At 69.2% G+C, this 24,552-nt stretch carries 24 protein-coding genes; 13 read left to right on the top strand and 11 right to left on the bottom strand.

The genetic code is table 11. The annotated features are described in order from the left end of the window. The first annotated feature begins 47 nt into the window (after positions 1-47). Complete coding sequence (locus OG266_RS31085; protein WP_266463306.1) at positions 48-914, top strand: TerD family protein; 867 nt, start codon at positions 48-50, stop codon at positions 912-914. A gap of 47 nt (positions 915-961) precedes the next feature. On the opposite strand, the gene OG266_RS31080 is transcribed toward OG266_RS31085, so the two are convergent. From OG266_RS31080 to OG266_RS31055, 6 genes are all read right to left on the bottom strand, one after another. Next, positions 962-1,699 carry a Tellurium resistance gene (locus tag OG266_RS31080; RefSeq protein ID WP_266463303.1) on the bottom strand — a complete coding sequence of 246 codons (738 nt, stop codon included), beginning with the start codon at positions 1,697-1,699 and terminating at the stop codon, positions 962-964. Between the two features lie 121 nt (positions 1,700-1,820). Beyond that, positions 1,821-2,966, bottom strand: a complete 1,146-nt coding sequence (locus OG266_RS31075) for a DUF475 domain-containing protein (RefSeq protein ID WP_266463300.1) — start codon at positions 2,964-2,966, stop codon at positions 1,821-1,823. A gap of 77 nt (positions 2,967-3,043) precedes the next feature. Beyond that, positions 3,044-3,619: a TerD family protein gene (locus tag OG266_RS31070; protein ID WP_266463295.1), complete on the bottom strand. Its 576-nt coding sequence runs from the start codon at positions 3,617-3,619 to the stop codon at positions 3,044-3,046. 100 nt (positions 3,620-3,719) lie between these two features. Continuing rightward, complete coding sequence (locus tag OG266_RS31065; RefSeq protein ID WP_055617911.1) at positions 3,720-4,295, bottom strand: TerD family protein; 576 nt, start codon at positions 4,293-4,295, stop codon at positions 3,720-3,722. Between the two features lie 113 nt (positions 4,296-4,408). After that, entirely contained in the window at positions 4,409-4,867 is a 459-nt protein-coding gene (locus tag OG266_RS31060) for a peroxiredoxin (RefSeq protein ID WP_266463287.1), read from the bottom strand. Between the two features lie 197 nt (positions 4,868-5,064). Then, complete coding sequence (locus OG266_RS31055) at positions 5,065-5,505, bottom strand: DUF3052 domain-containing protein (protein ID WP_266463285.1); 441 nt, start codon at positions 5,503-5,505, stop codon at positions 5,065-5,067. A 558-nt stretch (positions 5,506-6,063) separates the two neighbouring features. Here OG266_RS31055 and aceE point away from each other — a divergent pair. Continuing rightward, entirely contained in the window at positions 6,064-8,796 is a 2,733-nt protein-coding gene (gene aceE, locus OG266_RS31050) for a pyruvate dehydrogenase (acetyl-transferring), homodimeric type (protein ID WP_371549651.1), read from the top strand. A gap of 101 nt (positions 8,797-8,897) precedes the next feature. After that, positions 8,898-9,707 (top strand): potassium channel family protein, encoded by an 810-nt coding sequence (locus tag OG266_RS31045; RefSeq protein ID WP_371549649.1) that lies wholly within the window; start codon positions 8,898-8,900, stop codon positions 9,705-9,707. 170 nt (positions 9,708-9,877) lie between these two features. On the opposite strand, the gene OG266_RS31040 is transcribed toward OG266_RS31045, so the two are convergent. Next, a complete protein-coding gene (locus tag OG266_RS31040; RefSeq protein WP_371549647.1) occupies positions 9,878-11,497 on the bottom strand; it encodes an MFS transporter in 1,620 nt (539 codons plus the stop codon). A gap of 147 nt (positions 11,498-11,644) precedes the next feature. Between OG266_RS31040 and OG266_RS31035 the strand changes: the two genes are divergently transcribed. The 3 genes from OG266_RS31035 (at position 11,645) to OG266_RS31025 (ending at position 14,686) form a co-directional block, all read left to right on the top strand. Then, complete coding sequence (locus OG266_RS31035) at positions 11,645-12,325, top strand: TetR family transcriptional regulator (protein ID WP_371549645.1); 681 nt, start codon at positions 11,645-11,647, stop codon at positions 12,323-12,325. Positions 12,326-12,540: 215 nt separating this feature from the next. Next, positions 12,541-13,758, top strand: coding sequence for an alpha/beta hydrolase (locus OG266_RS31030; RefSeq protein ID WP_266463262.1), 1,218 nt, complete (start codon positions 12,541-12,543; stop codon positions 13,756-13,758). A gap of 67 nt (positions 13,759-13,825) precedes the next feature. Next, positions 13,826-14,686, top strand: coding sequence for a DUF4429 domain-containing protein (locus OG266_RS31025; protein ID WP_266463257.1), 861 nt, complete (start codon positions 13,826-13,828; stop codon positions 14,684-14,686). A gap of 202 nt (positions 14,687-14,888) precedes the next feature. Here the strand turns inward: OG266_RS31025 and OG266_RS31020 are convergent, their stop codons facing one another. Together OG266_RS31020 and OG266_RS31015 are read right to left on the bottom strand one after the other, a co-directional pair. Beyond that, positions 14,889-15,905 carry an aldo/keto reductase gene (locus OG266_RS31020; protein WP_371549642.1) on the bottom strand — a complete coding sequence of 339 codons (1,017 nt, stop codon included), beginning with the start codon at positions 15,903-15,905 and terminating at the stop codon, positions 14,889-14,891. Then, a complete protein-coding gene (locus OG266_RS31015; RefSeq protein ID WP_371549641.1) occupies positions 15,905-16,387 on the bottom strand; it encodes a MerR family transcriptional regulator in 483 nt (160 codons plus the stop codon). Before OG266_RS31015 ends, OG266_RS31020 begins: the two co-directional genes overlap by 1 nt. A 96-nt stretch (positions 16,388-16,483) precedes the next feature. Here OG266_RS31015 and OG266_RS31010 point away from each other — a divergent pair, with 96 nt between their 5' ends. Both OG266_RS31010 and OG266_RS31005 read left to right on the top strand, forming a co-directional pair. Further along, positions 16,484-16,954, top strand: coding sequence for a GNAT family N-acetyltransferase (locus OG266_RS31010; protein WP_371549638.1), 471 nt, complete (start codon positions 16,484-16,486; stop codon positions 16,952-16,954). 19 nt (positions 16,955-16,973) lie between these two features. Beyond that, positions 16,974-17,795 carry a serine hydrolase domain-containing protein gene (locus OG266_RS31005; protein ID WP_371549636.1) on the top strand — a complete coding sequence of 274 codons (822 nt, stop codon included), beginning with the start codon at positions 16,974-16,976 and terminating at the stop codon, positions 17,793-17,795. A gap of 236 nt (positions 17,796-18,031) precedes the next feature. Here the strand turns inward: OG266_RS31005 and OG266_RS31000 are convergent, their stop codons facing one another. After that, positions 18,032-18,685, bottom strand: a complete 654-nt coding sequence (locus OG266_RS31000; protein WP_371553022.1) for a pirin family protein — start codon at positions 18,683-18,685, stop codon at positions 18,032-18,034. A 95-nt stretch (positions 18,686-18,780) separates the two neighbouring features. Here OG266_RS31000 and OG266_RS30995 point away from each other — a divergent pair, with 95 nt between their 5' ends. The 5 genes from OG266_RS30995 to OG266_RS30975 all read left to right on the top strand — a co-directional run bounded on the left by OG266_RS30995 (position 18,781) and on the right by OG266_RS30975 (position 23,733). Further along, on the top strand, positions 18,781-19,986 hold the full coding sequence (locus OG266_RS30995; protein WP_266463239.1) for a CdaR family transcriptional regulator: 1,206 nt from the start codon (positions 18,781-18,783) through the stop codon (positions 19,984-19,986). Between the two features lie 89 nt (positions 19,987-20,075). Beyond that, complete coding sequence (locus OG266_RS30990) at positions 20,076-20,990, top strand: ACP S-malonyltransferase (RefSeq protein ID WP_371549634.1); 915 nt, start codon at positions 20,076-20,078, stop codon at positions 20,988-20,990. 16 nt (positions 20,991-21,006) lie between these two features. Further along, the gene (locus tag OG266_RS30985; protein ID WP_371549632.1) at positions 21,007-22,038 is read left to right on the top strand and encodes a ketoacyl-ACP synthase III; all 1,032 of its coding nucleotides are present in this window, start codon (positions 21,007-21,009) and stop codon (positions 22,036-22,038) included. Between the two features lie 71 nt (positions 22,039-22,109). Further along, positions 22,110-22,358: an acyl carrier protein gene (locus OG266_RS30980; protein WP_266463227.1), complete on the top strand. Its 249-nt coding sequence runs from the start codon at positions 22,110-22,112 to the stop codon at positions 22,356-22,358. A 103-nt stretch (positions 22,359-22,461) separates the two neighbouring features. After that, on the top strand, positions 22,462-23,733 hold the full coding sequence (locus tag OG266_RS30975) for a beta-ketoacyl synthase (RefSeq protein ID WP_266463224.1): 1,272 nt from the start codon (positions 22,462-22,464) through the stop codon (positions 23,731-23,733). A 125-nt stretch (positions 23,734-23,858) separates the two neighbouring features. Here the strand turns inward: OG266_RS30975 and OG266_RS30970 are convergent, their stop codons facing one another. Continuing rightward, on the bottom strand, positions 23,859-24,353 hold the full coding sequence (locus OG266_RS30970) for a DUF3145 domain-containing protein (RefSeq protein WP_266463221.1): 495 nt from the start codon (positions 24,351-24,353) through the stop codon (positions 23,859-23,861). Positions 24,354-24,552: the final 199 nt, after the last annotated feature.

Genomic DNA, 24,552 nt, shown 5'->3' with positions numbered 1-24,552 from the left:
TCACCCCCGCGTTGTCGTGACCAGGCCCCAGAGGGCAGGATGACCGCATGACGCACGCGATGCTGAAGGGGTCGAACGTCCCGCTGGACGCCACAGCGGTACGCGCCGTGCTGCGCTGGACGCCCGGACAGGGAGTCCCCGATGTGGATGCCTCGGCCCTGCTCCTCGGCCCCGAAGGTCGTGTGCGATCCGACGAGGACTTCGTCTTCTACAACCAGCCCCGCCACCCCTCGGGCAAGGTCAGGCTGCTCGGCAAGAAGCGCGGAACAGAGGGCCTTACCGACACGATCCAGACGGATCTGACGGGTGTCGAGGCCGCTGTCGGACAGATTCTGCTGGTCGCATCGGCCGAGGACGTCACCTTCGACCGCGTACGGGGGCTGCGCATCCTGCTGTACGACGCGTCCCTCGCGGACGCCGAACCGCTGGCGTACTTCGACATCAAGCCGGAGACGGGCGCGGAGACGGCGCTGATCTGCGGCGAACTGTACAGGCGTGGCGGGGGCTGGAAGTTCCGGGCGCTCGGCGAGGGCTATTCGAACGGCCTGCAGGGGCTGGCCAGCGACTTCGGTATCTCGGTGGACGACTCCGAGGCCGCCGCGGCCGCGCCCGAAGCTCCGGCCTGGTCCGCACCCGCTCCGGCCCCCGAGACCTCCGTACCCCTGCCGCCCGAGCAGGCGGCCCCGGTGCCGCAGCAGCCGGCGTACGGCTACCCCGGGCCCCCGACGGCGCCCGCGGCCGCCCAGCCCGCGTACGGCTATCCAGGGCCCTCCAGCCAGCCCGCCTACGGCTACCCGGGCCCGCAGACCGCGCCGGCCGCGGCACCCGCGTACGGCTTCCCGCAGGCGGTCGGCGCGCTCCCCGACCCGGACTTCAAACTGCCGCCGCAGGGGCCGCAGTTCATCGGGCGCTGACGTCCGCCCGGTGAGGGCGGCGCGAGGAAGCCGGCGTACGCCCTCCGCTAGCGGGCGGCCTTCGACTTGTATCCCCGTCCCCACTGCAGCCCCCAGCCGTACAGCCGGTCGAGTTCGGCCTGGAAGCCGTACACGAACCGCACCTCGCGGCGCACCATCAGCTCGCCCTTGACGTTCTCGATCATCACGACCGCGCAGGAACGGGCCTGCGGATGGCGTTCGTCGAGGCTGATCTCGACGCGTGGGCCGTTGCTCGGGAAGAGCGTGACGATGGCGTGCGTACGGTCGAAGGCCGGAGTCTGGTCGTAGATGTAGACGAAGACCAGGAGCCGCTTGATGTCGTCGCGGTGGTCGAGGTTGACGTAGATCGTCTCGCCGGAGGCCGAGCCGAAGCGGTCGTCGCCGCTGAGTTTCACGAACGGCGGGCCGTTGAGTTCGCCGAAGAAGCTGCCCAGCGGCTGGACGACGCCCTTGGAGCCGTCCTTGAGCTCGTACATGACGCCGAGGTCCAGGTCGACGTTGACCATGCTCTGGGTGTGCGCCTGGACCACTTCCGGCTTGAACGTACGGAAGGGGTGGCGCAGCAGGCTGCCGCGTTGCGGCCCGCCTATGTCGGAGGTGCGCATCCGCCAGGACAGGTTGATGCGCAGGTTCCCGGTGGCCGCGCCCTGCTTGGTGAGCGAGACCGTGCGGTTCCGCTTGGTCAGCTCGATGGAGTTGGTGGACGCGCTGCCCGAGTCGAAGTCCGCCGAGCGCCCACGCCACAGGTCCTGCCAAATACCCATTCCCGCCCCCACGTTCCCTCGGTATGCCGCGGGGCGGCCGTGAGGACTTGTCCTCGACGGCCGCCCCGTTCAGAGCGTTCCTCACCGGGGCCCGGGTCACACCCCGGGATCCGGACCGGGATCAGACCCCGGACGACACTTCGGTCTTGTCGTCCGAGCTCTCACCTTTTCCCTCGGCCGCTGCCAGCGCCTTGTTGCGGCGCACGGAGGACCAGAAGGACCAGGCGATCAGGACGACACCGACGAGGCCGGTGATGACCTCGTTGATCTCGAAACGGATGGTGATGAGCAGGATCGCCGCGAGGGCGCCGATCGCGTAGTGCGCGCCGTGCTCCAGGTAGACGTAGTCGTCGAGGGTGCCCTGGCGGACCAGGTAGACCGTGAGCGACCGGACGTACATGGCGCCGATGCCGAGGCCGAGCGCCATCAGGATGATGTCGTTGGTGATGGCGAAGGCGCCGATGACACCGTCGAAGGAGAAGGACGCGTCCAGGACCTCGAGGTAGAGGAACATGAAGAACGCAGCCTTGCCGGCGAGCACGACCATGGTGGGCTGCTTGCCGGCGCGCTTGGCCTCTTCCTCGGCCTCGTGCTCGCGCTCCTCCTCCTCTTCGAGACGGTTCTCGAAGAAGCCGGAGAGGCCGCCGACGATCAGGTAGGTGATGAGACCGCCGACGCCGGAGAGCAGGACCGTCTCCGCCTTGTCGGCGTGCCCGGCGTGCAGATGGGCTTCCGGGGCGAAGTACAGCGCGGAGACGAGCAGGACGATCAGCGCGATGCAGACCGACAGCATGTCGACCTTGCCGAGCTTGGCCAGCGGGCGCTCCAGCCAGCCGAGCCACTTGATGTCACGGTCCTCGAAGATGAAGTCGAGGAAGATCATCAGCAGGAACATGCCGCCGAAGGCCGCGATCGCCGGGTGGGCGTCGGTCACCAGTTCCTGGTAGCGGTCAGCGTCGTTCAGCGCCAGGTCGACGGCCTCGATGGGGCCGAGCGAGGCGCTGATCGCCACGATCAGGATGGGGAAGACCAGCCGCATTCCGAAGACGGCGATCAGAACACCGACGGTGAGGAAGATTTTCTGCCAGAACGGGCTCATCTTCTTCAGGATTCCGGCGTTGACCACCGCGTTGTCGAAGGACAGCGAGATCTCGAGGATGGACAGGATCAGTACGATCCCGAACGCGGTCCATCCGTCGATCAGCACCGCTGCGACCAAGCCGAGCGCGGTGACCGCGAACGACCAGCCGAAGGTTTTCAGGACCACTGGCTACCCAATCGTGAGTTGGGGGGTGACCCCCGGACGAAGTCCGGAGAGGGTTTCACCCCCCGCCGTACCCGGCTTTACGAAACGTTGACTCCGAAGTCTAGAGCGATGCCCCGCAAGCCCGACGCGTACCCCTGCCCCACGGCCCGGAACTTCCATTCGGCGCCGTGGCGGTAAACCTCGCCGAAGATCATCGCCGTTTCCGTGGAGGCGTCCTCGGAAAGGTCGTAGCGGGCGAGCTCCTGGCCGTCGGCCTGGTTGACGACGCGGATGAAGGCATTGCTGACCTGGCCGAAGGTCTGGCCGCGGTTGTCGGCGTCATGGATCGAGACCGGGAAGACGATCTTGTCCACATTGGCCGGAACCTTGGAGAGGTCGATCAGGATCGACTCGTCGTCGCCCTCGCCCTCACCCGTGAGATTGTCGCCGGTGTGCTCGACCGAGCCGTCGGGGCTCTTGAGCTGGTTGTAGAAAACGAAGTACTCGTCGCCGAGTACCCGGCCGGAGTTGCACAGCAGTGCGCTGGCATCGAGGTCGAAGTCGGCTCCGGTGGTGGAGCGCGCGTCCCAGCCGAGCCCGATCAGTACCTGCGTGAGGTTGGGTGCGGCCTTCGAGAGGGAGACATTGCCCCCCTTGGCGAGCGTGACGCCCATGATTGTGGTCCTCCCCGAGGTCATACGTTGAGTTGGCGAGCGCGTCCGGCGCCGCACGTGAAGTGTGCGGCGCCGGACGGTTGAGCCGTAGGGCCTTTACTCAGACGTTGACGCCGAAGTCCTGCGCGATGCCGCGCAGGCCCGACGCATAGCCCTGACCGATGGCACGGAACTTCCACTCCGCGCCGTGGCGGTAGAGCTCGCCGAAGACCATGGCGGTCTCCGTCGAGGCGTCCTCGGAGAGGTCGTAGCGCGCGATCTCCGCCTCGCCGGCCTGGTTCACCACGCGGATGAACGCGTTGCGGACCTGGCCGAACGACTGCTGGCGGTTCTCGGCGTCGTAGATCGAGACCGGGAAGACGATCTTCTCGATGTCGGCCGGGACGCCGGCGAGGTTGACCTTGATCTGCTCGTCGTCGCCCTCGCCCTCACCGGTGGTGTTGTCCCCGGTGTGCTCGACCGAGCCGTCCGGGCTCTTCAGGTTGTTGAAGAACACGAAGTTGGCGTCACTGCTGACCTTGCCCTCCGCGTTCGTCAGGATGGCGCTGGCGTCGAGGTCGAAGTCGGTGCCGGTGGTGGTGCGGATGTCCCACCCCAGACCGATGATGACCGCGGTCAGTCCCGGGGCCTCCTTCGAAAGCGATACGTTGCCGCCCTTGCTGAGGCTGACTCCCACGAGTCCTCCATTGGTGTCCAGGGGCGGGATGCCCCGTCTCGCGTTTGGTATCGGATCAACGAGTCGATCCTAGTGACGGGTTCCCGCACCTTGCAGGGCTTGGGACCGAACAATCACAGGGTGTCGAGCGCCTTGACGTACTCGTTCAGGTCACGCGCGTCCGGCAGGGCGTTGACGACGGTCCAGCGGACGACGCCCTCCTTGTCGATGATGAACGTGCCGCGCACCGCGCAGCCCTTGTCCTCATCGAAGACGCCGTAGGCGCGCGAAGTGTTGCCGTGCGGCCAGAAGTCGGAGAGCAGCGGGTACTCCAGGCCCTCCTGCTCGGCGAAGACGCGCAGGGTGTGGATGGAGTCGTTGGAGACAGCCAGCAGCTGGGTGTCACGGTCGGTGAACTGCGGCAGGTTGTCCCGCAGGGAGCAGAGCTCACCGGTGCACACACCCGTGAAAGCGAACGGGTAGAAGAGCAGCACCACGTTCTTGTCGCCGCGGAAGTCGGACAGCTTCACGGTGGCACCGTGGTTGTCCTTGAGCTCGAAGTCCGGGGCCTTGGTGCCGACCTCGATCGCCATAGTCACACGCTTCCCTTCCAGGGGGCTGTTCGGGTGAGCCCACCCTACGCAGAGGCACACGCCAAACGCCGGACGGGCTGGGTGTACACCCAGCCCGTCCGGCGTTTGATGATGAGGACGAGGCCGTCAGGCCGAATATCCGCGGGGTCCGGGGGCGGGAGCCCCCGGAGTCGGATACCCGGCCGACCGGCGGAGCCTTACCGCTTGCCTGACTTGGCCCCCTTCGGGGTGACCAGCCGGCTGCCGCTCCAGTCCTTGCCCACGCTGGCGCTCTTGGTCGCAGACAGACCCGCGGTCGTCGCCGCTTCGGCGATGTCGCTCGGCTCCACGTAGCCGTCCCGGCCGGTCTTCGGCGTCAGCAGCAGGATGGTGCCGCCCTCTTCGATGTACGTGGTGGCATCCACCAGTACGTCGGTCAGGTCGCCGTCCTCGTCGCGGAACCACAGCACCACGGCATCGGCGACGTCGTCGTACTCCTCGTCCACGAGCTCGCCGCCGATGACTTCCTCAATGGCCTCGCGGAGCTCCTGGTCGACGTCGTCGTCGTAGCCGATCTCCTGGACCACCTGCTCGGGCTGGAACCCCAGCCTTGCGGCAGGGTTCGTCCTCTCCTCCGCGTGGTCCGCGGTCGCGCTCACGGGTTGCCTCCTGATCATGTTTCTGGTTGGGGTCTCCCCCGGCTCTGTCGGAGCTGGAGGAAGTCTTCTGGCCACGCGCGTGCGCGAAGCATTGGCCGTAGTCCACACGGACGGGGCGGATCGCGCAAGTACCCGGCCGTCGAGACCGCCGAAACGGTGACGTTCCCGGCGGTGTCGACGCAACTCCAGGCATGGAATCGCGGCACCTGGTGACGCACACCACACCCTTCTGCCCGGTTTGCGAATTTCGGAACCCTTGGAGGGTACGAGACCCGAACGACTTTGCGGAACGCGTCACGGACTGAGCGTATCGTTGCGTTTTGGCCGGGCACGTCCCAACGTACTGCGCGAACGTCTCGGTTACCTCTCGGTAGAGATGACGATTCCGTTCGCCGGGTACACGATGGGGAACGGTGTGAACACAGAGAAGAACACCCCCAGACCGCCCTTGGACACCCCCTCAGACCGATCTGCGACAACTCCCTGCCGGCTCCCCGACGGAGCCGGCCCGACGCGTCGGGCAGATCTCTGACACCCCTCCGACAGCGAAGGAACAGCGTGGCTTCCGGATCCGATCGCAACCCGATCATCATTGGCGGCCTTCCCAGCCAGGTCCCGGACTTCGACCCTGAGGAGACTCAGGAGTGGCTCGACTCCCTCGACGCCGCCGTCGACGAGCGCGGCCGTGAGCGCGCCCGCTATCTGATGCTGCGGCTGATCGAGAGGGCCCGCGAGAAGCGCGTGGCCGTGCCCGAGATGCGCAGCACGGACTACGTCAACACCATCGCCACCAAGGACGAGCCGTTCTTCCCCGGCAACGAGGAGATCGAGCGCAAGGTCCTCAACGCGACCCGCTGGAACGCGGCCGTGATGGTGTCCAGGGCCCAGCGCCCGGGTATCGGCGTCGGCGGCCACATCGCCACCTTCGCCTCCTCCGCCTCGCTCTACGACGTGGGCTTCAACCACTTCTTCCGCGGCAAGGACGAGGGCGACGGCGGCGACCAGATCTTCTTCCAGGGGCACGCCTCGCCGGGCATCTACGCCCGCGCGTTCCTCCTGGACCGGCTGAGCGAGCAGCAGCTCGACGCGTTCCGGCAGGAGAAGTCGAAGGCGCCGTACGGGCTTTCCTCGTACCCGCACCCGCGCCTGATGCCGGACTTCTGGGAGTTCCCGACCGTCTCCATGGGTCTCGGCCCGCTCGGCGCGATCTTCCAGGCGCGGATGAACCGCTACATGGAGGCGCGCGAGATCGCCGACACCTCCAAGTCGCATGTGTGGGCGTTCCTCGGCGACGGCGAGATGGACGAGCCGGAGTCGCTCGGCCAGCTGTCGATCGCGGCGCGCGAGGGCCTGGACAACCTGACCTTCGTCGTCAACTGCAACCTCCAGCGCCTGGATGGCCCGGTACGCGGCAACGGCAAGATCATCCAGGAGCTGGAGTCGCAGTTCCGCGGCGCCGGCTGGAACGTCATCAAGCTGGTCTGGGACCGCACCTGGGACCCGCTGCTCGCCCAGGACCGCGACGGCGTCCTGGTCAACCAGCTGAACACCACGCCGGACGGCCAGTTCCAGACGTACGCCACCGAGACCGGCGCGTACATCCGCGATCACTTCTTCGGCCACGACCACCGGCTGCGCGCGATGGTCGAGAACATGACCGACGACCAGATCCTGCACCTGGGGCGCGGCGGTCACGACCACAAGAAGGTGTACGCGGCCTTCGCGGCGGCCAAGGCGCACAAGGGCCAGCCGACCGTGGTCCTCGCCCAGACCGTCAAGGGCTGGACGCTCGGCCCGAACTTCGAGGGCCGCAACGCCACGCACCAGATGAAGAAGCTGACGGTCGCCGACCTCAAGGGCTTCCGCGACCGGCTGCACATCCCGATCACCGACCAACAGCTGGAGGGTGGCGCGCCGCCGTACTACCACCCGGGCCGCGACTCGGAGGAGATCCAGTACATGCACGACCGCCGCAAGGGGCTCGGCGGGTACGTCCCGACGCGCGTCGTGCGGTCCAAGCCCCTCGTGCTCCCCGAGGACAAGACGTACGCGAGCGTGAAGAAGGGTTCCGGGAACCAGTCGATCGCCACGACCATGGCGTTCGTCCGGCTGCTCAAGGACCTCATGCGGGACAAGGAGATCGGCAGGCGGTTCGTGCTGATCGCGCCCGACGAGTACCGCACCTTCGGCATGGACTCGTTCTTCCCGAGCGCGAAGATCTACAACCCGCTCGGCCAGCAGTACGAGTCCGTGGACCGCGATCTGCTGCTCGCGTACAAGGAGTCGCCGACCGGGCAGATGCTGCACGACGGCATCTCCGAGGCGGGCTGCACGGCCTCGCTGATCGCCGCGGGTTCGGCGTACGCCACGCACGGCGAGCCGCTGATCCCCGTCTACGTCTTCTACTCGATGTTCGGTTTCCAGCGCACCGGTGACCAGTTCTGGCAGATGGCCGACCAGTTGGCGCGCGGTTTCGTCCTGGGCGCGACCGCCGGTCGTACGACTCTGACCGGCGAGGGGCTGCAACACGCGGACGGGCACTCGCAGTTGCTCGCCTCGACGAACCCCGGCTGCGTCTCCTACGACCCGGCGTACGGGTACGAGATCGCGTACATCGTCAAGGACGGGCTGCGCCGTATGTACGGCCCGGACAGCGAAGATGTCTTCTATTACCTGACCGTCTACAACGAGCCGATCCAGCACCCGGCTGAACCGGAGAGCGTTGACGTGGACGGCATCCTCAAGGGCATCTACCGCTTGAAATCCGGCGACCAGGGCACCATCCCGGCGCAGATCATGGCCTCCGGTGTCGCGGTGCCGTGGGCGGTCGAGGCGCAGCAGATCCTGGCCACCGACTGGAACGTCAAGGCGGACGTCTGGTCGGCGACCTCCTGGAACGAGCTGCGGCGCGAGGCCGTCGAGGTGGAGCGGCACAACCTGCTGCACCCCGAGGAGGAGCAGCGCGTCCCGTACGTGACGCAGAAGCTGTCGGGGGCCCAGGGCCCGTTCGTCGCCGTCTCCGACTGGATGCGTTCCGTCCCCGACCAGATCTCCCGGTGGGTGCCGGGGACCTACCAGTCCCTGGGCGCGGACGGCTTCGGCTTCGCGGACACGCGTGGCGCGGCCCGGCGCTTCTTCCACATCGACGCGCAGTCGATCGTGGTCGCGGTGCTCACCGAGCTGGCGCGCGAGGGCAAGGTCGACCGGTCGGTGCTGAAGCAGGCGATCGACCGCTACCAGTTGCTCGACGTGACGGCGGCCGACCCGGGGGCCGCGGGCGGCGACGCGTAAGCGCTCCGCGCGAAGGCCGGTAGGTCCCTGCGGGTCGTGGGGGCTGGTCGCGCAGTTCCCCGCGCCCCTTACGGGGCGCGGGGGTTCCCTACGATGCGGGCATGAAGCAGCAATCGGCCCAGGTCCGCTGGGAGCGGCGCACACAGCGGCCGCTGCTGGGGTTCGCCCTGGCCTTCGCCGTCGCCTACGCCGTGCCGATCGTGTGGCCAGGGGCGGGCCACGACGTGTCCTCCGTGTGCACGGCCGTGGAGTGGGTGGTGTGGGGCGCCTTCGCCGCGGACTACGCCGCGCGGCTCCTACTGGCCGAGGAGCGCAAGGAGTTCGTACGTACGCACTGGCTCGACCTGATAGCGGTGGTGCTGCCGCTGGTCCAGCCGATCCGGCTGCTGCGGCTCGTCTCCACACTGCTGCTGGTCGGGCAACGGGCCCGGATCGCCTCGCAGATACAGCTCACGACGTATGTCGCGGGCTCGGTGGTGGGCCTGTTGATGTTCGGTTCGCTCGCGGTGCTCTCCGTGGAGCGGGAGTCGCCGAACGGGAACATCAAGACGCTGGGCGACGCGGTGTGGTGGTCGTTCACGACGATGACGACGGTGGGGTACGGGGATCACGCCCCGACCACCGGTCTGGGCCGCATCCTCGCGGTCGGCCTGATGCTCTCCGGCATCGCCCTGCTCGGTGTCGTCACCGCCAACATCGCCGCCTGGTTCATCTCCCGCTTCGAGATGGACGACGTCGAGGAACGCCGCCAGACCGCCGCGATCACCGCCCTCACGGAGGAGGTACGCGCCCTGCGGGCGGAGGTGGCGGCGCTGTCGCGGGGCCCGGGGCCGGAGCCCGGCACGCTCTCCGGGGTTCCGGTGCCGGGAGCGGCGGAGGAACTCTCGCACCCACCGCAAGTACAGCGGTAGGGACCGGGACAGACCGACGGCGCGCTGCCCCCCTCCGGCAGCGCGCCGCAGTTCTGGTCGTCCTCCAGGCCGTACGGAGGACTTGACCCACTGTGACGTGCGGCGCGTGCCGGGTGCGAGGGATCTTTAGCGTTGTCACCCTGATAGGGGAAACGCCCCCTGAACTCCGCCTAGATGTGCCCGGCGCCGGCGCCCGCCTCCGCGTTCTCGCCCCGCTTGGTGAGCAGCGCGACGAAGACAGCGACGACCGCGACCCCGGCGGCGACCAGGCAGGCGAGGCTCATCCCGGAGATGAAGGTGTCGTGCGCGACACCCGTGATCTGCGCGGCGACGGAGGCCGGCGTATCCGGGGTGACCGGCGCGGCACCGACCTGGACCGCCTCGGAGGCGGCGTCGAGCTGCTCGGGCGTGAGCGGCGGCAGCTTGGCGTCGGCCCAGTTGCCAGCGAGGTCGCCGTCGACCTTGGAGGCCATCACGGCGCCGAGCACGGCCGTACCGAGGCTGCCGCCGATCTGCATCGCGGCCTGCTGGAGACCACCGGCGACACCGGAGAGCTCCATCGGGGCGTTGCCCACGATGACCTCGGTCGCACCGACCATGACCGGCGCGAGCCCGAGCCCGAGCCCGGCGAACCAGAGCGACATGACGAAGCTGCCGGTGCCGGTGTCCAGCGTGGACATGCCGTACATGGAGATCGCGGTGAGAGCCATACCGCCCGCGAGCGGGATCCGCGGCCCGGTCTTGGTGATCAGGGCGCCGGCCAGCGGCGAACCCACGATCATCATTCCGGTCAGCGGCAGGAGGTGCAGACCCGCGTCGACGGGGCTCATGCCGTGCACGTTCTGCAGATAGAAGGTGACGAAGAACAGGCCGCCGAGGAAGGCGATGGCCATCAGCACCATGAGGACGACGCCCGCCGACAGCGGCACCGAGCGGAACAGCGCCAGCGGGATCAGCGGTTCCTTGACCCTCTTCTCCCAGACGGCGAAGAGAGTGAACCCGAGCACCGACACGACCAGGAAGGTCCAGGTCAGGCCGTCGCCCCAGCCCCAGGTCGGGGCCTTGATGAGGGCCCAGACCAGGCAGAACATGGCGCTGGAGAGCAGGGCTATGCCGAGGATGTCGAAGGAGCGGGGCGCGTTCTCCGCGCGGTGGTCGGTCAGGATCAGGATGCCGAGGACCAGCGCGATGACGCCGACCGGCACGTTGATGAAGAACACCGACTGCCAGCTGACGTGCTGGACCAGCAGACCGCCGAGGATCGGGCCGCCCGCGGTGGAGGCGCCGATGACCATGCCCCAGATGCCGATCGCCATGTTCAGCTTCTCGGCCGGGAAGGTGGCCCGGAGCAGACCGAGCGCGGCCGGCATCAGCAGCGCGCCGAACAGGCCTTGCAGGACACGGAAGGTGACCACCAGGGCGATGCTGCTGGAGAACCCGATGGCCCCGGAGGCCGCGGCGAAGCCGACGACGCCGATGAGGAAGGTCTGCCGGTGACCGAACCGGTCGCCGAGCTTGCCCGCGGTGATCAGGGTGACCGCGAGCGCGAGGAAGTAGCCGTTGGTGATCCACTGGACGTCGGCGAAGCTCGCGCCGAGGTCCTTCTGGATGGCGGGGTTGGCGATGGCCACGATGGTGCCGTCCAGGGCGACCATCATGACGCCTACGGCAACGGTGAACAGGGTGAACCACGGGTGGCCGCGCAGCCCCCGGGTCGGCGTCGGCCCGGAGACGGCAGCCGGGGCCTTGTCGGCCGGGCCCGTCGGGTCGACGGTGGTCTGACTAGTCATACCTTCGAGGCTAGTGACAGCCACTGACAGTTGACAAACCAATTCACAAGTCGGTAACTGTCACGTCACTCGCGGATACCCTGAACTGGGCAGACGGTTCAGATGGTGCAGAACGGTCCGGAGGCGAGCGGCCAGAGGAGAGGGACCATGGACACGGCGGACCGGACCGGCACGGCGTCACGACCAGGCCTTCGTGAGCTCAAACCGGGGCTGCGCGAGCTCAAGAAGCAGCGCACCCGGGACGCCTTGCTGCGGGCCGCTCTCGAACTGTTCACCACTCAGGGGTACGAGCGGACGACCGTCGACGAGATCACCGAGGCCGTCGACGTCTCGCAGCGCACCTTCTTCCGGTACTTCGCGGGCAAGGAGGAGGTCGCCCTCTTCACCCAGCGGCTCGCGGAGTCGCACTTCCTCGCCGCCGTACGCGAACGCCCGCTCCACGAAGCCCCGTTGGAGGTCCTGCGGCGCTCCGTACTGGAGAGCTGGGGCACCATCGGCGAGGCGATCGAGGCCGTCATCCCGATCGAACTGCACATGCGCACCTTCCAGTTGATCGAGTCGACACCCGCACTGCTCGCCGTGCATCTGCGCCGTTCCGCGGAACTGGAGGAGGAGATCGCGCGGCTCATCGCCGAGCGCGAGGGTCTCGACGTGGACGTGGATCCGCGTCCGCGCGTCGCGGTCGCCGTGTTCGGCGGGGTGATGCGCGTGACGAGCCGCCTGTGGGGCCAGGGCGAGGACATCAGCGTCGAGGCGATCCGCGAACTGACCCTCTCGTATCTCGACAACGTGGGGCCCGCGTTGGCGGAAACATGGCGAACGGAATAACGCCTGCCGTACGGAGGGTCGCAGGACCGGCGCCCGCAACACCGCCCAACCCGCACGCAGAGTCACATCTCGCCTACAGGAAACCCGAATTCACTTACCCAGCGTGACCATTTAGCTCAATTTGAACCCGATTTGCACCAATCACCCCATCCGAAACGTGATCCGTACCACTCGGTTAACGCGAGACACTCTCGTTCTCCTAGTGTGTCCTCTTAGTGACTTCCTTCGACGCATCCCCCCAACTGAACGTCTGGCGCGCACTGCTCGCGCTGGCCGTGGTTTTCGTGATGCTGGCCACCAGTGGCTGGACCGCGATCCACAGTCATCGGGGGTCCTCCGCCCTCCAGGCCTCGCGCTCCGCGTGGGAGCACGGCAGCCTTGCCGGGCAGCAGCTCCCCGACACCGACTCCGCGCCGGGTCTCGTGGCCCGCTTCTTCGCCTCGCTCGACGCCGGCCAGCGCGACCGTCTCGCCCACCGCTACCCCCTCGCGGTCGGCAACATGAACGGCGCACCCGTGACCCTGCGCTATCAGGCGAACCGCCTCGCCCTGGAGAAACAGCGCAAGGTCGAGGTCAAACGCATGCACGACACCCGGCTCTCGGAACTCGGACAGCACGAGGCGGGCCGCCGTATGCACCGCTACGAGGCGCTGCTCACCGAGGGCCGCAAGATCCTCGCCTTCGACCCGATGGGGTCTGGCCGGGTCGCCGAGGTCTTCGGAAACCTCGACACGGCCGAGCGCGTCTCCGTCGTGGTGCCCGGCGTCGACACCGACCTGCTCACCTTCCAGCGCACGGTCAAGGAGTACTCGGCCCCCGTGGGCATGGCGCACTCCCTGTACGCGGCGGAGCACGCGGCCGACCCCACGACGCATACGGCCGTGATCGCCTGGGCCGACTACACGGCGCCCAGCGGGCTCGGCATCGACTCGGCCACCGCGATGCGCGCCGAGGAGGGCGCGGTCCGGCTGAACGCGCTGGTGCGGGCGCTGCCCGCGGGCTCGTCGGTCGCGCTGTACTGCCACAGCTACGGCTCCGTGCTGTGCGGCGTCGCCGCCGACGAGCTGCCCTCGCGGGTCTCCGACATAGCGGTCGCGGGCAGCCCCGGCATGCGGGCCGACACCGTCGCGGGACTGGGCACCTCCGCCCAGGTCTGGGCGATGCGGGACTCCGACGACTGGATCCAGGACGTACCCCACCTCGAGGTCGGGGGGCTCGGACACGGCGCCGACCCGGTGTCGGAGGCGTTCGGGGCGCGGGTCCTGTCCGCGCAGGACGCGAAGGGCCACACCGGCTACTTCGAGCCGGGCACGGACAGCCTCCGCAACTTGGCCGAGATCGGCATCGGCGCGTACGACGCGGTGGACTGCGCACACACGGATCAGGGGTGCCGGACGGGTTTGTCCGACGGGTCGTCGGACGGACGCGCGTAGACGCGACAGGAACTACGGTCCGCCCAGGGAGGCGACGGAGGCCTGCCTGCCGCATACGATGGCCCGCATGGGTGACGTACTGGCCGGATTTCATGCCGCCTGGGAGTTCGAGTCCGACTCCGTGCTCATCCGCTTCGAACGGGGAATCCGCACGCCGAAGCTGTTCCAGGCGCTCGGCGAACGCCGTATCCCGCTCGAGGCGATCGCGGCGGTGACACTGACGCCCGGGAAGCGCGGCACGGTCGTGCTGCGCGCGATCCCGAGACCGGGCGCCGATCCGCTGATCGAGGCGGCCGCGGGACAGCTCAAAGAGGGGTGCGATCCCTACCGGCTCGTGCTGCCCGCCGAGCGCGAGACGCTCGCCGAGTACTACGCCGACGAGCTGCGCGCCCAGCTCACGACGGACGACGAACCGGCCGAGCGGTATCTCGTCGCCCCTCCCGAAGCGCCGTTGCAGTTCAAGGCGTACGACGGGAAGGCGTCCTTCGACGGCAAGTCGGTGTCCTTCCGGTGGTTCTGGACGGGGGCCTCTTCGGCGAAGTGGAAAGCCGGCGACCAGACCTTCCCTCTCGCCGCGCTGAGCGGGGTCGAGTGGCGCTCCCCCGAGGTCTTCGAGGGCCATCTGCGGCTGCTGCGCCGCGAGCCGGCCGTCGCGCAGCCCGCGCAGGCCGATCAGGATCCGGCGGCGGTCGTGTTCGGGCTGGGGTACGGGCCGGTGCATGAGTCGTTGCCGTTTGCGGCGGCTGTGTTGGCGGCGGTGCGGGGGTCGGGCGCGGGCGCGCCGATACCTGCCGTCGCACCCGCGTCCCGGCGGGACCCGGCCGACATCGCCGAACGGATCCGCCACCTCGGGGAGCTGCGTGACGCCGGGCTCGTCACGGACGAGGAGTTCTCGACGAAGAAGGCGGAGTTGCTGGCGGAGCTGTGACCCCCGGGGGGGCGGGAGTTTGATTCGCCCCCTCCGCCCCTTCCCGTCCCGTTCCTGGGGGCTGCGCCCCCAGACCCCCGCTGTCGGCCTGGACGGCCTCGTCCTCAAACGCCGGACAGGCTGAAACCGGGCGTAGCCCGGAAGTACGGGAAGGGTAGGGGCGGAGGGGGCGAAAAAACGCCCTCCCCCAGCCCCCTACTGCCTACTCCCGGCCCGCCGACGTGAACGTCATGTCGGAGTAGCGGTCGCCTGCGACCTTGGCGGCGATGGGCTCCAGGAGGCTCAGGTCGGCGTCGCTGAGGACGATGCGGGTCGCCGCGGTGTTCTCGGTGACGCGCTTGGCCTTGGTGGTGCCGGGGATCGGTACGACGGGAAGCCCGTGCACGGCGGCCTGCTGCTGGGCCCAGGCCAGGGCAACCTGCCCGAGCGAGGCACCGTGCGCATCGGCAACGACCCGCACCGGCTCAAGCAGCGCGGCATTGGCGGCAGCGTTGTCCCCGGTGTACCGCGGCTGGTGCCGCCGGAAGTCCCCCGCCGTCAGATCCGTTTCGGCGTTCGCGAAGGACCCCGTGAGGAACCCGCGCCCGAGCGGCGAGTACGGCACGAGCGCCACCCCCAGCTCACGCGCCACCGGCACGACCCCCGCCTCGATGTCACGGCTGAACAGCGACCACTCCGACTGCACGGCGGCGATCGGATGCACGCCCTGCGCCGCCCGCAGCTCCCCGCCCGTGACCTCGCTCAGCCCGAGGTGCTTGACCTTCCCCTCGCGCACCAGCTCGGCCATGGTGCCGACGGTCTCCTCGATGGGGACGTTCACATCACGGCGGTGCATGTAGTAGAGGTCGATCACGTCGACGTCCAGCCGCCGCAGGCTCGCCTCGACGGCTTCCCGGATGTACGGCGCGTCGTTGCGGATGATCCGCTTGGTCGGCTCGTCCGGCGGGATGGTCATCGAGAACTTCGTCGCGATGACGAGCTCGTCGCGGTGCGCCTTGAAGAACGGCGACAGGAACTTCTCGTTCTCGCCCGCCCCGTACACGTCCGCGGTGTCGTAGAACGTGACGCCGAGCTCCAGCGCCTGCTCCAGGGCGGCCCGCGCCTCATCGGTGTCCGCGGGGCCGTACGCGAAGCTCATCCCCATGCAGCCCAGGCCCTGCACCCCGACCTCGGGGCCTCCGGTACCGAGCTCCACCTTCGCGATCTTGCTGTCCGTCATCAGGACCTCTCCGACGCCAGGGCACGCCCGGCGTCCGCGTAGAAAGTGATCTTGCGGTCGAGCACCGCGAGCGTGTCCTGGAGTTCGGCGATCCGGGACTTGACGTCCCGGCGGGTCGCTTCCAGCAGCTCGTAGCGCTCCATGTAGGTGTGGTCGCCCTCGCGCACCAGTTCCGCGTACCGCACCATGTCGGCGACCGGCATACCGGTGAGCCGCAGCTTGCCGACGAGGCCCAGCCAGTCCAGGTCGCGGTTGCTGTAGCGGCGCTGCCCGGTGTGCGAGCGGTCGATGTGCGGCATCAGTCCGATCCGCTCGTACCAGCGCAGGGTGTGCGCCGTCAGGCCGGTGTAGGCGACGACCTCGCTGATCGTGTAGCTGTCCTGGCCGTCCGGGCGCCGCAGCCGCCGCTCGGGAGGCGCGGCACAGAGATCGGGACTGGTACTGGTCTCGGCGGCCTCGGCCGTGGTCTCCATCACCGTCATGACCACCACGCTAAAACCTTGGAGTGCACTCCAAGCAAGCGGAAACCGATGAAAATCCCGTGACGCCGCCCGGTCGCGGTGTCTACGTTGCGGATCATGAGTCTTGTACGCCGTGCCGTGCCCGAGGACGCCGAGGAAGTACTGCGCCTGCGCCAGGTGATGATCGACTCGGTCTTCGCGACCGAACCGTCCACCGCCTGGCACGCCGAATCGCTCCCCACCGTACGCAGAAAACTCGCCGACCCCGACGGGAACTTCGCCGCCTTCGTCGTCGACCATCCGGACCGGCCGGACACGCTCGCGGCGCTCGTCGCCGGGACGATCGACTACCGGATCGGGCGCGCGGGCAATCCGCACGGCGCGATCGGATACGTCTTCAGCGTCGCCACCGACCCGGACGCGCGGCGCCGCGGCTATGCCCGCGCGAGCATGGAGACGCTCCTCGACTGGTTCCGCGAACGAGGGGTCGCGGCGGTCGATCTCAACGCCTCCGCGGAGGCCGAGTCGCTCTACGTCGCGCTCGGTTTCGTGCAAAAGCCCGACCCCTCGATGCGGCTCCAGCTCTGAGCGGCTTAGGCTCGGACGCATGTCCTTGCAGAGTCTGGCGTTGATCGAGAACTGGCCCGTTCCCACGGCCGCGGCGGCCGTCGTCCGTGCGGACGGTGCGGTGCTCGGGGCCCATGGGCCCGGTTCCCGGTCCTTCGCGCTCGCCTCCGTGACCAAGCCGCTTGCCGCGTACGCCGCCCTCGTCGCGTACGAGGAGGGCGCGATCGAGCTCGACGAACCCGCCGGGCCCGCGGGCTCGACCGTCCGTCATCTCCTCGCGCACACCTCCGGGCTCGCCTTCGACGAGCACCGGGTGACATCCGCGCCCGGGGAGCGGCGGCTGTACTCCAACGCCGGGTTCGAGGTGCTCGGGGAACACATCGCCAAGGCGACGGACATCGCGTTCGGGGAGTATCTGCGGCAGGCGGTGCTGGATCCGCTGGGGATGGCGTCGACCACGCTCGACGGGTCGCCCGCGAAGGACGGGGTGTCGACGGTGGATGACCTCGTCCGCTTCGCGGCGGAGGTGCAGGCGCCTCGGCTCCTCGACCCCCGTACGGTCGCGGAGGCGATGACCGTCCAGTACCCCGGCACCAAGGGTGTCCTCCCGGGGTACGGGCACCAGAACCCCAACGACTGGGGCCTCGGCTTCGAGATCCGCGACTCCAAGTCGCCCCACTGGACGGGGAGTTCATCCTCCCCGCGGACCTTCGGCCACTTCGGGCAGTCGGGTACGTTCCTGTGGATCGACCCCGACGCGGGGGCAGCCTGCGTGGCCCTCACGGACCGGCCGTTCGGCCCGTGGGCCGCCGAGGCGTGGCCACCGTTCACGGACGCGGTCCTCGCGGAGCTGCAGGGCTGAGCTGGGTGGCGGGTGGTTTTTTCGCCCCCTCCGCCCCTACCCATTCCCGTCCCTTGGGGGCTCCGCCCCCAAACCCCCGCTCCTCAAACGCCGGAGGGGCTATCTCCAGCCCGTCCGGCGTTTGAGGACGAGCGCGTCAGCGCGATACGGGGGTCTGGGGGCGGAGCCCCCAGAAACAAGGGACGGGTAGGGGCGGAGGGGGCGAAAAAACCCTCCCCCAGACCAGCGCTCCCGGCTCAGGCCGTCATCTCCCACACCAGTACCTCCGCCGGAGACCCCGCCACCGCCTCCAGGTCCTTCGCGTCCGTGATGCGGGCGGCGTCGCCAGGGCCTAGCTCCTCGCCGTCCAGGCGAATTTCGCCGCGTACGACGTGGACGTACACGCACGCGGCGTCCGGAACCGCCGTCCGCTCCCCCGCCGTGAGGCGGCGTACGTGGAGCATCGCGCCCGCCTCCGGGACGGCGTACGGCGTGGAGTCCGCGATGCCGTGGACGACCTCGTAGGCGGGGTCGCCGCCGGGCTCCAGCGGGGCCAGCCAGATCTGGACGAAGGTCAGCGGCTCCGTGCCGTCGTTGCGTTCCACGTGGCGGACACCGCCCCCGGCGCTGAGGCGCTGGACGTCCCCGGGGCGGACCACGGACTCGTGGCCGGCGGAGTCGAGGTGGGTCAGCTCGCCCTCGACGACCCACGTGACGATCTCGGTGTGGCTGTGCGGGTGCTCGTCGAAGCCGGCACCGGGCGCGAGCCGCTCCTCGTTGCAGGCGATCACCGCGCCGAAGCGGAGGTTGTCCGGGTCGTAGTGGGGGCCGAAGGAGAAGGCGTGGAGCGAGGAGATCCCGGTCGCCGGGTCCCCTCCGCTGTAGCGCTCGTCGGCACGGCAGACATCCATCACGGCCCCACCGTAGCCCCCGCCCCCGGGCTCTCCCGGCGCTTACTTGCGACCCGCCGCGGCACACCTCCGTCCGGATAAGGCAGTCTTGTCCCGTGCCCGAACCCGAAACCAGCAACACCGCACGCCCACCGCTCGACGTCCGCGCACACGCAGCGACCCTGAAGCGGCTGGAGAAGTCGGCCGGGAGTCTCGCCGCGCAGGCCATCGCGCGGATGGACGAGACACTGCCGTGGTACCGGGCCATGCCCCCGGAGAACCGTTCCTGGATCGGCCTTGTCGCGCAGGCCGGAATCGCGGCCTTCACCGAGTGGTTCCGGCACCCGGACGCCCCGCAGGCCATCTCCACCGATGTGTTCGGAACCGCGCCGCGCGAGCTGACCAGGGCGATCACCCTGCGCCAGACGGTCGAGATGGTGCGGACCACGATCGAGGTCATGGAAAGCGCGGTCCCCGAGGTCGCGTCGCCGGGCGACGAGTCCGTGCTCCGCGAGGCGCTCCTCGTCTACGCCCGTGAGATCGCCTTCGCGACGGCCCAGGTCTATGCCCAGGCGGCGGAGGCACGCGGCGCCTGGGACGCCCGGCTCGAGTCGCTCGTCGTGAACGCCGTGCTGTCCGGGGAGGCTGACGAGGGCGCGGTGAGCCGGGCCGCGGCGCTCGGCTGGAATTCACCCGAACATGTCTGCGTGGTGCTGGGCACGGCGCCCGACGGTGACAGCGAGCTGACGGTGGAGGCGATCCGGCGGGCCGCCCGGCACGCCAAGCTCCAGGTGCTGACCGGGGTGCTCGGGGACCGGCTGGTCGTCATCGCGGGTGGCAGCGACAATCCGCTCGCCGTCGCCAAGTCGCTGATCGGGCCGTATGCCGCCGGGTCCGTGGTCGCGGGCCCCATCGTGCCCGACCTGCTCGCCGCGACCCGCTCCGCGCAGGCCGCCGCCGCCGGGCTGAAGGCGTGTTTTGCCTGGCAGGACGCGCCGCGGCCGGTGCTGGCGGACGATCTGCTGCCGGAGCGCGCGATCGCCGGTGACCCCGCCGCCCGCGATCAGCTGGTGGAGGAGATCTACAGACCGCTGGAGGAGGCCGGCTCCGCGCTCCTGGAGACGCTCGCCGTCTATCTGGAACAGGCGAGCAGCCTCGAAGGCGCGGCCCGCATGCTCTTCGTCCACCCCAACACCGTGCGCTACCGGCTCCGACGTGTGACTGACGTCACCGGTTGGTCGCCCTCCGATGTACGCTCCGCGTTCACGCTGCGGATCGCGCTGATCCTGGGGCGTCTGGCCGATGGAGATCCTCAGGCCTAGGCTTTTGTCGGGGACCTACAATTCCCCCTCGTGTTCTTCGTCCCTGTCCCCACGGGCGGTCGTGGCCGTCCGCAAGAGAGAGTGTGAGAGTGCTCGTACTCGTCGCTCCCGGCCAGGGCGCTCAGACGCCCGGCTTCCTGACTCCTTGGCTCGACCTCCCCGGCGCGGCAGCCCGCCTCGCCGCCTGGTCCGACGCCATCGGGCTCGACCTTGCCCACTACGGCACGCAGGCCGACGCGGACGCGATCCGCGACACGGCCGTGGCGCAGCCGCTGCTCGTCGCGGCCGGACTGCTGTCCGCCGGCGCGCTGGGCGAGGTGACCCCGGGTGCCGTCGCGGGCCACAGCGTCGGTGAGATCACCGCCGCCGCGTTCGCGGGAGTGCTCGAAGACACGGCCGCGCTGCGGCTCGTACGCAAGCGTGGCCTGGCGATGGCCGAGGCCGCCGCCATCACGCGGACCGGCATGTCGGCGCTGCTCGGCGGCGACCCCGCGACAACGGTCCCGCACCTGGAGAAGCTCGGCCTGACGGCGGCCAACGTGAACGGCGCGGGCCAGATCGTGGCCGCCGGCACGCTGGAGCAGCTCGCCGCGCTCGAAGAGGACAAGCCCGAGGGCGTACGCAAGGTCATCGCGCTGAAGGTCGCCGGTGCCTTCCACACGCGCCACATGGCACCCGCCGTCGACGCGCTGGCCAAGGCCGCCGAGGAGCTGGCTCCCGCGGACCCGAAGCTCACGTACGTCTCGAACAAGGACGGCAAGGCCGTCGCCACCGGCGACGAGGTCGTCGCGCGCCTGGTCGGCCAGGTCGCCAACCCGGTCCGCTGGGACCTGTGCATGGAGACCTTCAAGGAGCTCGGCGTGACCGCGCTGCTCGAGGTCTGCCCCGGCGGCACCCTGACCGGTCTGGCCAAGCGCGCCCTGCCCGGTGTGAAGACGCTCGCGCTGAAGACCCCCGACGACCTCGACGCGGCTCGCGAGCTCATCGCCGAGCACAGTGCCTGACAAGGAGCTTGAGAGCATGTCGAAGATCAAGCCCAGCAAGGGCGCCCCGTACGCACGGATCCTCGGCGTGGGCGGCTACCGCCCCGTCCGGGTCGTGCCCAACTCGGTGATCCTCGAGACGATCGACTCGTCCGACGAGTGGATCCGTTCGCGCTCCGGCATCGAGACCCGGCACTGGGCGAACGACGAGGAGACCGTCGCCGCGATGTCCATCGAGGCGTCCGGCAAGGCGATCGCCGACGCCGGGATCACCGCCGAGCAGATCGGCGCGGTCGTCGTCTCCACCGTGTCGCACTTCAGCCAGACCCCGGCCGTCGCCACCGAGATCGCCGACAAGCTCGGCACGAACAAGGCCGCCGCCTTCGACATCTCGGCCGGCTGCGCGGGCTTCGGCTACGGCCTCACGCTCGCCAAGGGCATCGTCGTCGAAGGTTCCGCCGAGTACGTCCTTGTCATCGGCGTCGAGCGTCTTTCCGACCTCACCGACCTGGAGGACCGCGCGACGGCCTTCCTGTTCGGTGACGGCGCCGGTGCGGTCGTCGTGGGCCCCTCCGACGAGCCGCACATCGGCCCGACGGTCTGGGGCAGCGAAGGCGACAAGGCCGGCACGATCAAGCAGACCATGCCGTGGGACGAGTTCCACGCCTCTGACCTGTCCGCCCTGCCGCGCAACTCCAAGGGCGAGGTCAAGTTCCCCGCCATCACGCAGGAGGGCCAGGCGGTGTTCCGCTGGGCCGTGTTCGAGATGGCGAAGGTCGCACAGCAGGCACTGGACGCGGCCGGGATCACCTCGGCCGAGCTGGACGTCTTCATTCCCCACCAGGCCAACGAGCGGATCATCGACTCGATGGTGAAGACACTGAAACTGCCGGAGCACGTCACGGTCGCCCGCGACGTACGCACCACCGGCAACACGTCGGCAGCCTCGATTCCGCTCGCGATGGAGCGGCTTCTGGCGACCGGCGAGGCGAAGAGCGGCGACACCGCGCTCGTCATCGGCTTCGGGGCGGGTCTCGTGTACGCCGCCACGGTCGTTACCCTCCCCTAGGCACACCGGCCGGATCTCTCCGGCCGGAGTACCGCCTCACCCTCTGGATACATACCGAAGGAGCGCCTGACATGGCCGCCACTCAGGAAGAGATCGTCGAAGGTCTCGCCGAGATCGTGAACGAGATCGCCGGGATCCCCACCGAGGACGTCCAGCTGGACAAGTCCTTCACCGACGACCTGGACGTCGACTCGCTGTCCATGGTCGAGGTCGTCGTCGCCGCCGAAGAGCGCTTCGACGTCAAGATCCCGGACGACGACGTCAAGAACCTCAAGACCGTCGGCGACGCGACGAGCTACATCCTCAAGAACCAGGGCTGATCTCCCGATCAACTTGGGCTGACCGCCCGATCCCTGGGCTGAACTGCCCCGCCACCCGGCGGTGGCGCCGCTGAATCCTCGTATCGTTGGAGAAAGAATTCCCGTGAGCCCGACCAATCGCACCGTGGTCGTCACCGGTATCGGCGCAACCACACCGCTGGGTGGCGACGCAGCCTCTACCTGGGAGGGCCTGGTCGCCGGACGTTCCGGCGTCCGCGCCCTGGAGCAGGACTGGGCCGCCGAGCAGGCGGTCCGTATCGCGGCGCAGATCGCCGTGGAGCCGGGCGAGGTCATCCCCCGTCCGCAGGCCCGCCGCCTGGACCGCTCGGCGCAGTTCGCGCTGATCGCGGCCAAGGAGGCCTGGGCGGACGCCGGTTACACCGACCGCGCCGGGGAGGACACCAGTGTCGACCCCGACCGGCTCGGCACCGTCATCGCCTCCGGCATCGGCGGCGTGACCACCCTCCTCGACCAGTACGACGTGCTGAAGGAGAAGGGCGTACGCCGCGTCTCCCCGCACACCGTGCCGATGCTGATGCCGAACGGCCCGTCCGCCAACGTCGGTCTGCTCGTCGGTGCCCGCGCCGGTGTGCACACCCCTGTCTCCGCCTGCGCGTCGGGCGCCGAGGCCATCGGCTACGCGATCGAGATGATCCGCACCGGGCGCGCCGACGTCGTCGTCGCCGGTGGTACGGAGGCGGCCATCCACCCGCTGCCCATCGCCGCCTTCGGCAACATGATGGCGATGTCCAAGAACAACGACGACCCGCAGGGTGCCTCGCGCCCCTACGACGTCGCGCGCGACGGCTTCGTCCTCGGTGAGGGCGCCGGCGTCCTCGTCCTGGAGTCGGCCGAGCACGCCGCGGCGCGCGGTGCCCGCGTGTACGTCGAAGCGGTCGGCCAGGGCATCTCCTCCGACGGCCACGACATCGTGCAGCCGGAGCCCGAAGGCCGCGGCATCGCGCACGCGCTGCAGAACCTGCTCGACAACACCGACCTGGACCCGGCCGAGATCGTGCACGTGAACGCGCACGCCACCTCGACGCCTGCCGGTGACGTGGCGGAGCTGAAGGCGCTGCGCAAGGTGTTCGGCGACGACGCCGACCACATGGCGGTGTCCGGCACCAAGTCGATGACCGGTCACCTTCTCGGTGGCGCGGGCGGCGTGGAGTCGGTCGCGTCGGTCCTCGCGCTGTACCACCGGGTGGCGCCGCCGACCATCAACGTCGAGAACCTCGACCCCGAGGCTGCGGCCAATGCCGACATCGTGCGGGGTGAGGCGCGGAAGCTGCCCGTCGAGGGGCGGATCGCTGCGCTGAACGACTCGTTCGGGTTTGGTGGGCACAACGTGGTGCTTGCGTTCCGGACGGTCTGAGCTGTTCTGAGCTGAACGGTGTGTGGCCCGAACCCCTCGGAGGGGTTCGGGCCACATGTTGTTTGTCGGCCGGCCGCCGGTGGGGGCTGGTCGCGCAGTTCCCCGCGCCCCTAAAAGGGGCGCTGTCAGACGACCTGGTGGAGCCAGCGCACCGGAGCGCCCTCGCCCGCGTACCTGAAAGGCTCCAACTCGTCGTCCCACGGTTTGCCCAGGAGCTTGGCGAGTTCGGCTTCGAGGTCTGTTTCGCCTCGCTGGGAGCGGAGTAGGGCGGCGCGGAGGCGGTCCTCGGGGATGAGGATGTCGCCGTGGATTCCGGTGACTGCGTGGTAGATGCCCAGTTCGGGGGTGCAGCTGTAGCGCTCGCCCTCGGCCGTGGGGCACGGCTCGGCGGTGACCTCGAAGCGGAGCATCTGCCAGCCGCGGAGCGCGGAGGCGAGCTTGGAGGCGGTGCCGACCTCGCCCTTCCAGGAGAACTCTGATCTCCAGGTGCCCGGCGAGGCGGGCTGCCGGATCCAGTCGAGGTTGACGCGTGTGCCGAGCACTCCGGCGACCGCCCACTCGACGTGCGGGCACAGCGCGCGGGGCGCGGAGTGCACGTAGAGAACTCCACGTGTCGTCACTGGGGCCTCCGGACAGAGCGACGCATCTTGTAACTTAGCGGAACGGCAGTGGCGGGGCGGCCACGTGGCGAGGCTACCGTGCGGCGGCGCAAGGAGTGTGACGTACCGTCGGTCCAAGCGCCCAGAAATATTGAGGTTTCACCCAAGGGGACGCGGTGCTGACCGACCGTGTCTGCCCGGGTGGCGACCGACCCTGCAC

The organism is Streptomyces sp. NBC_00554, from assembly GCF_041431135.1.
Lineage (GTDB): Bacteria > Actinomycetota > Actinomycetes > Streptomycetales > Streptomycetaceae > Streptomyces.
Note: the sequence above shows the minus strand (reverse complement) of the source record. Positions and strands in the feature narration are given on the sequence as shown.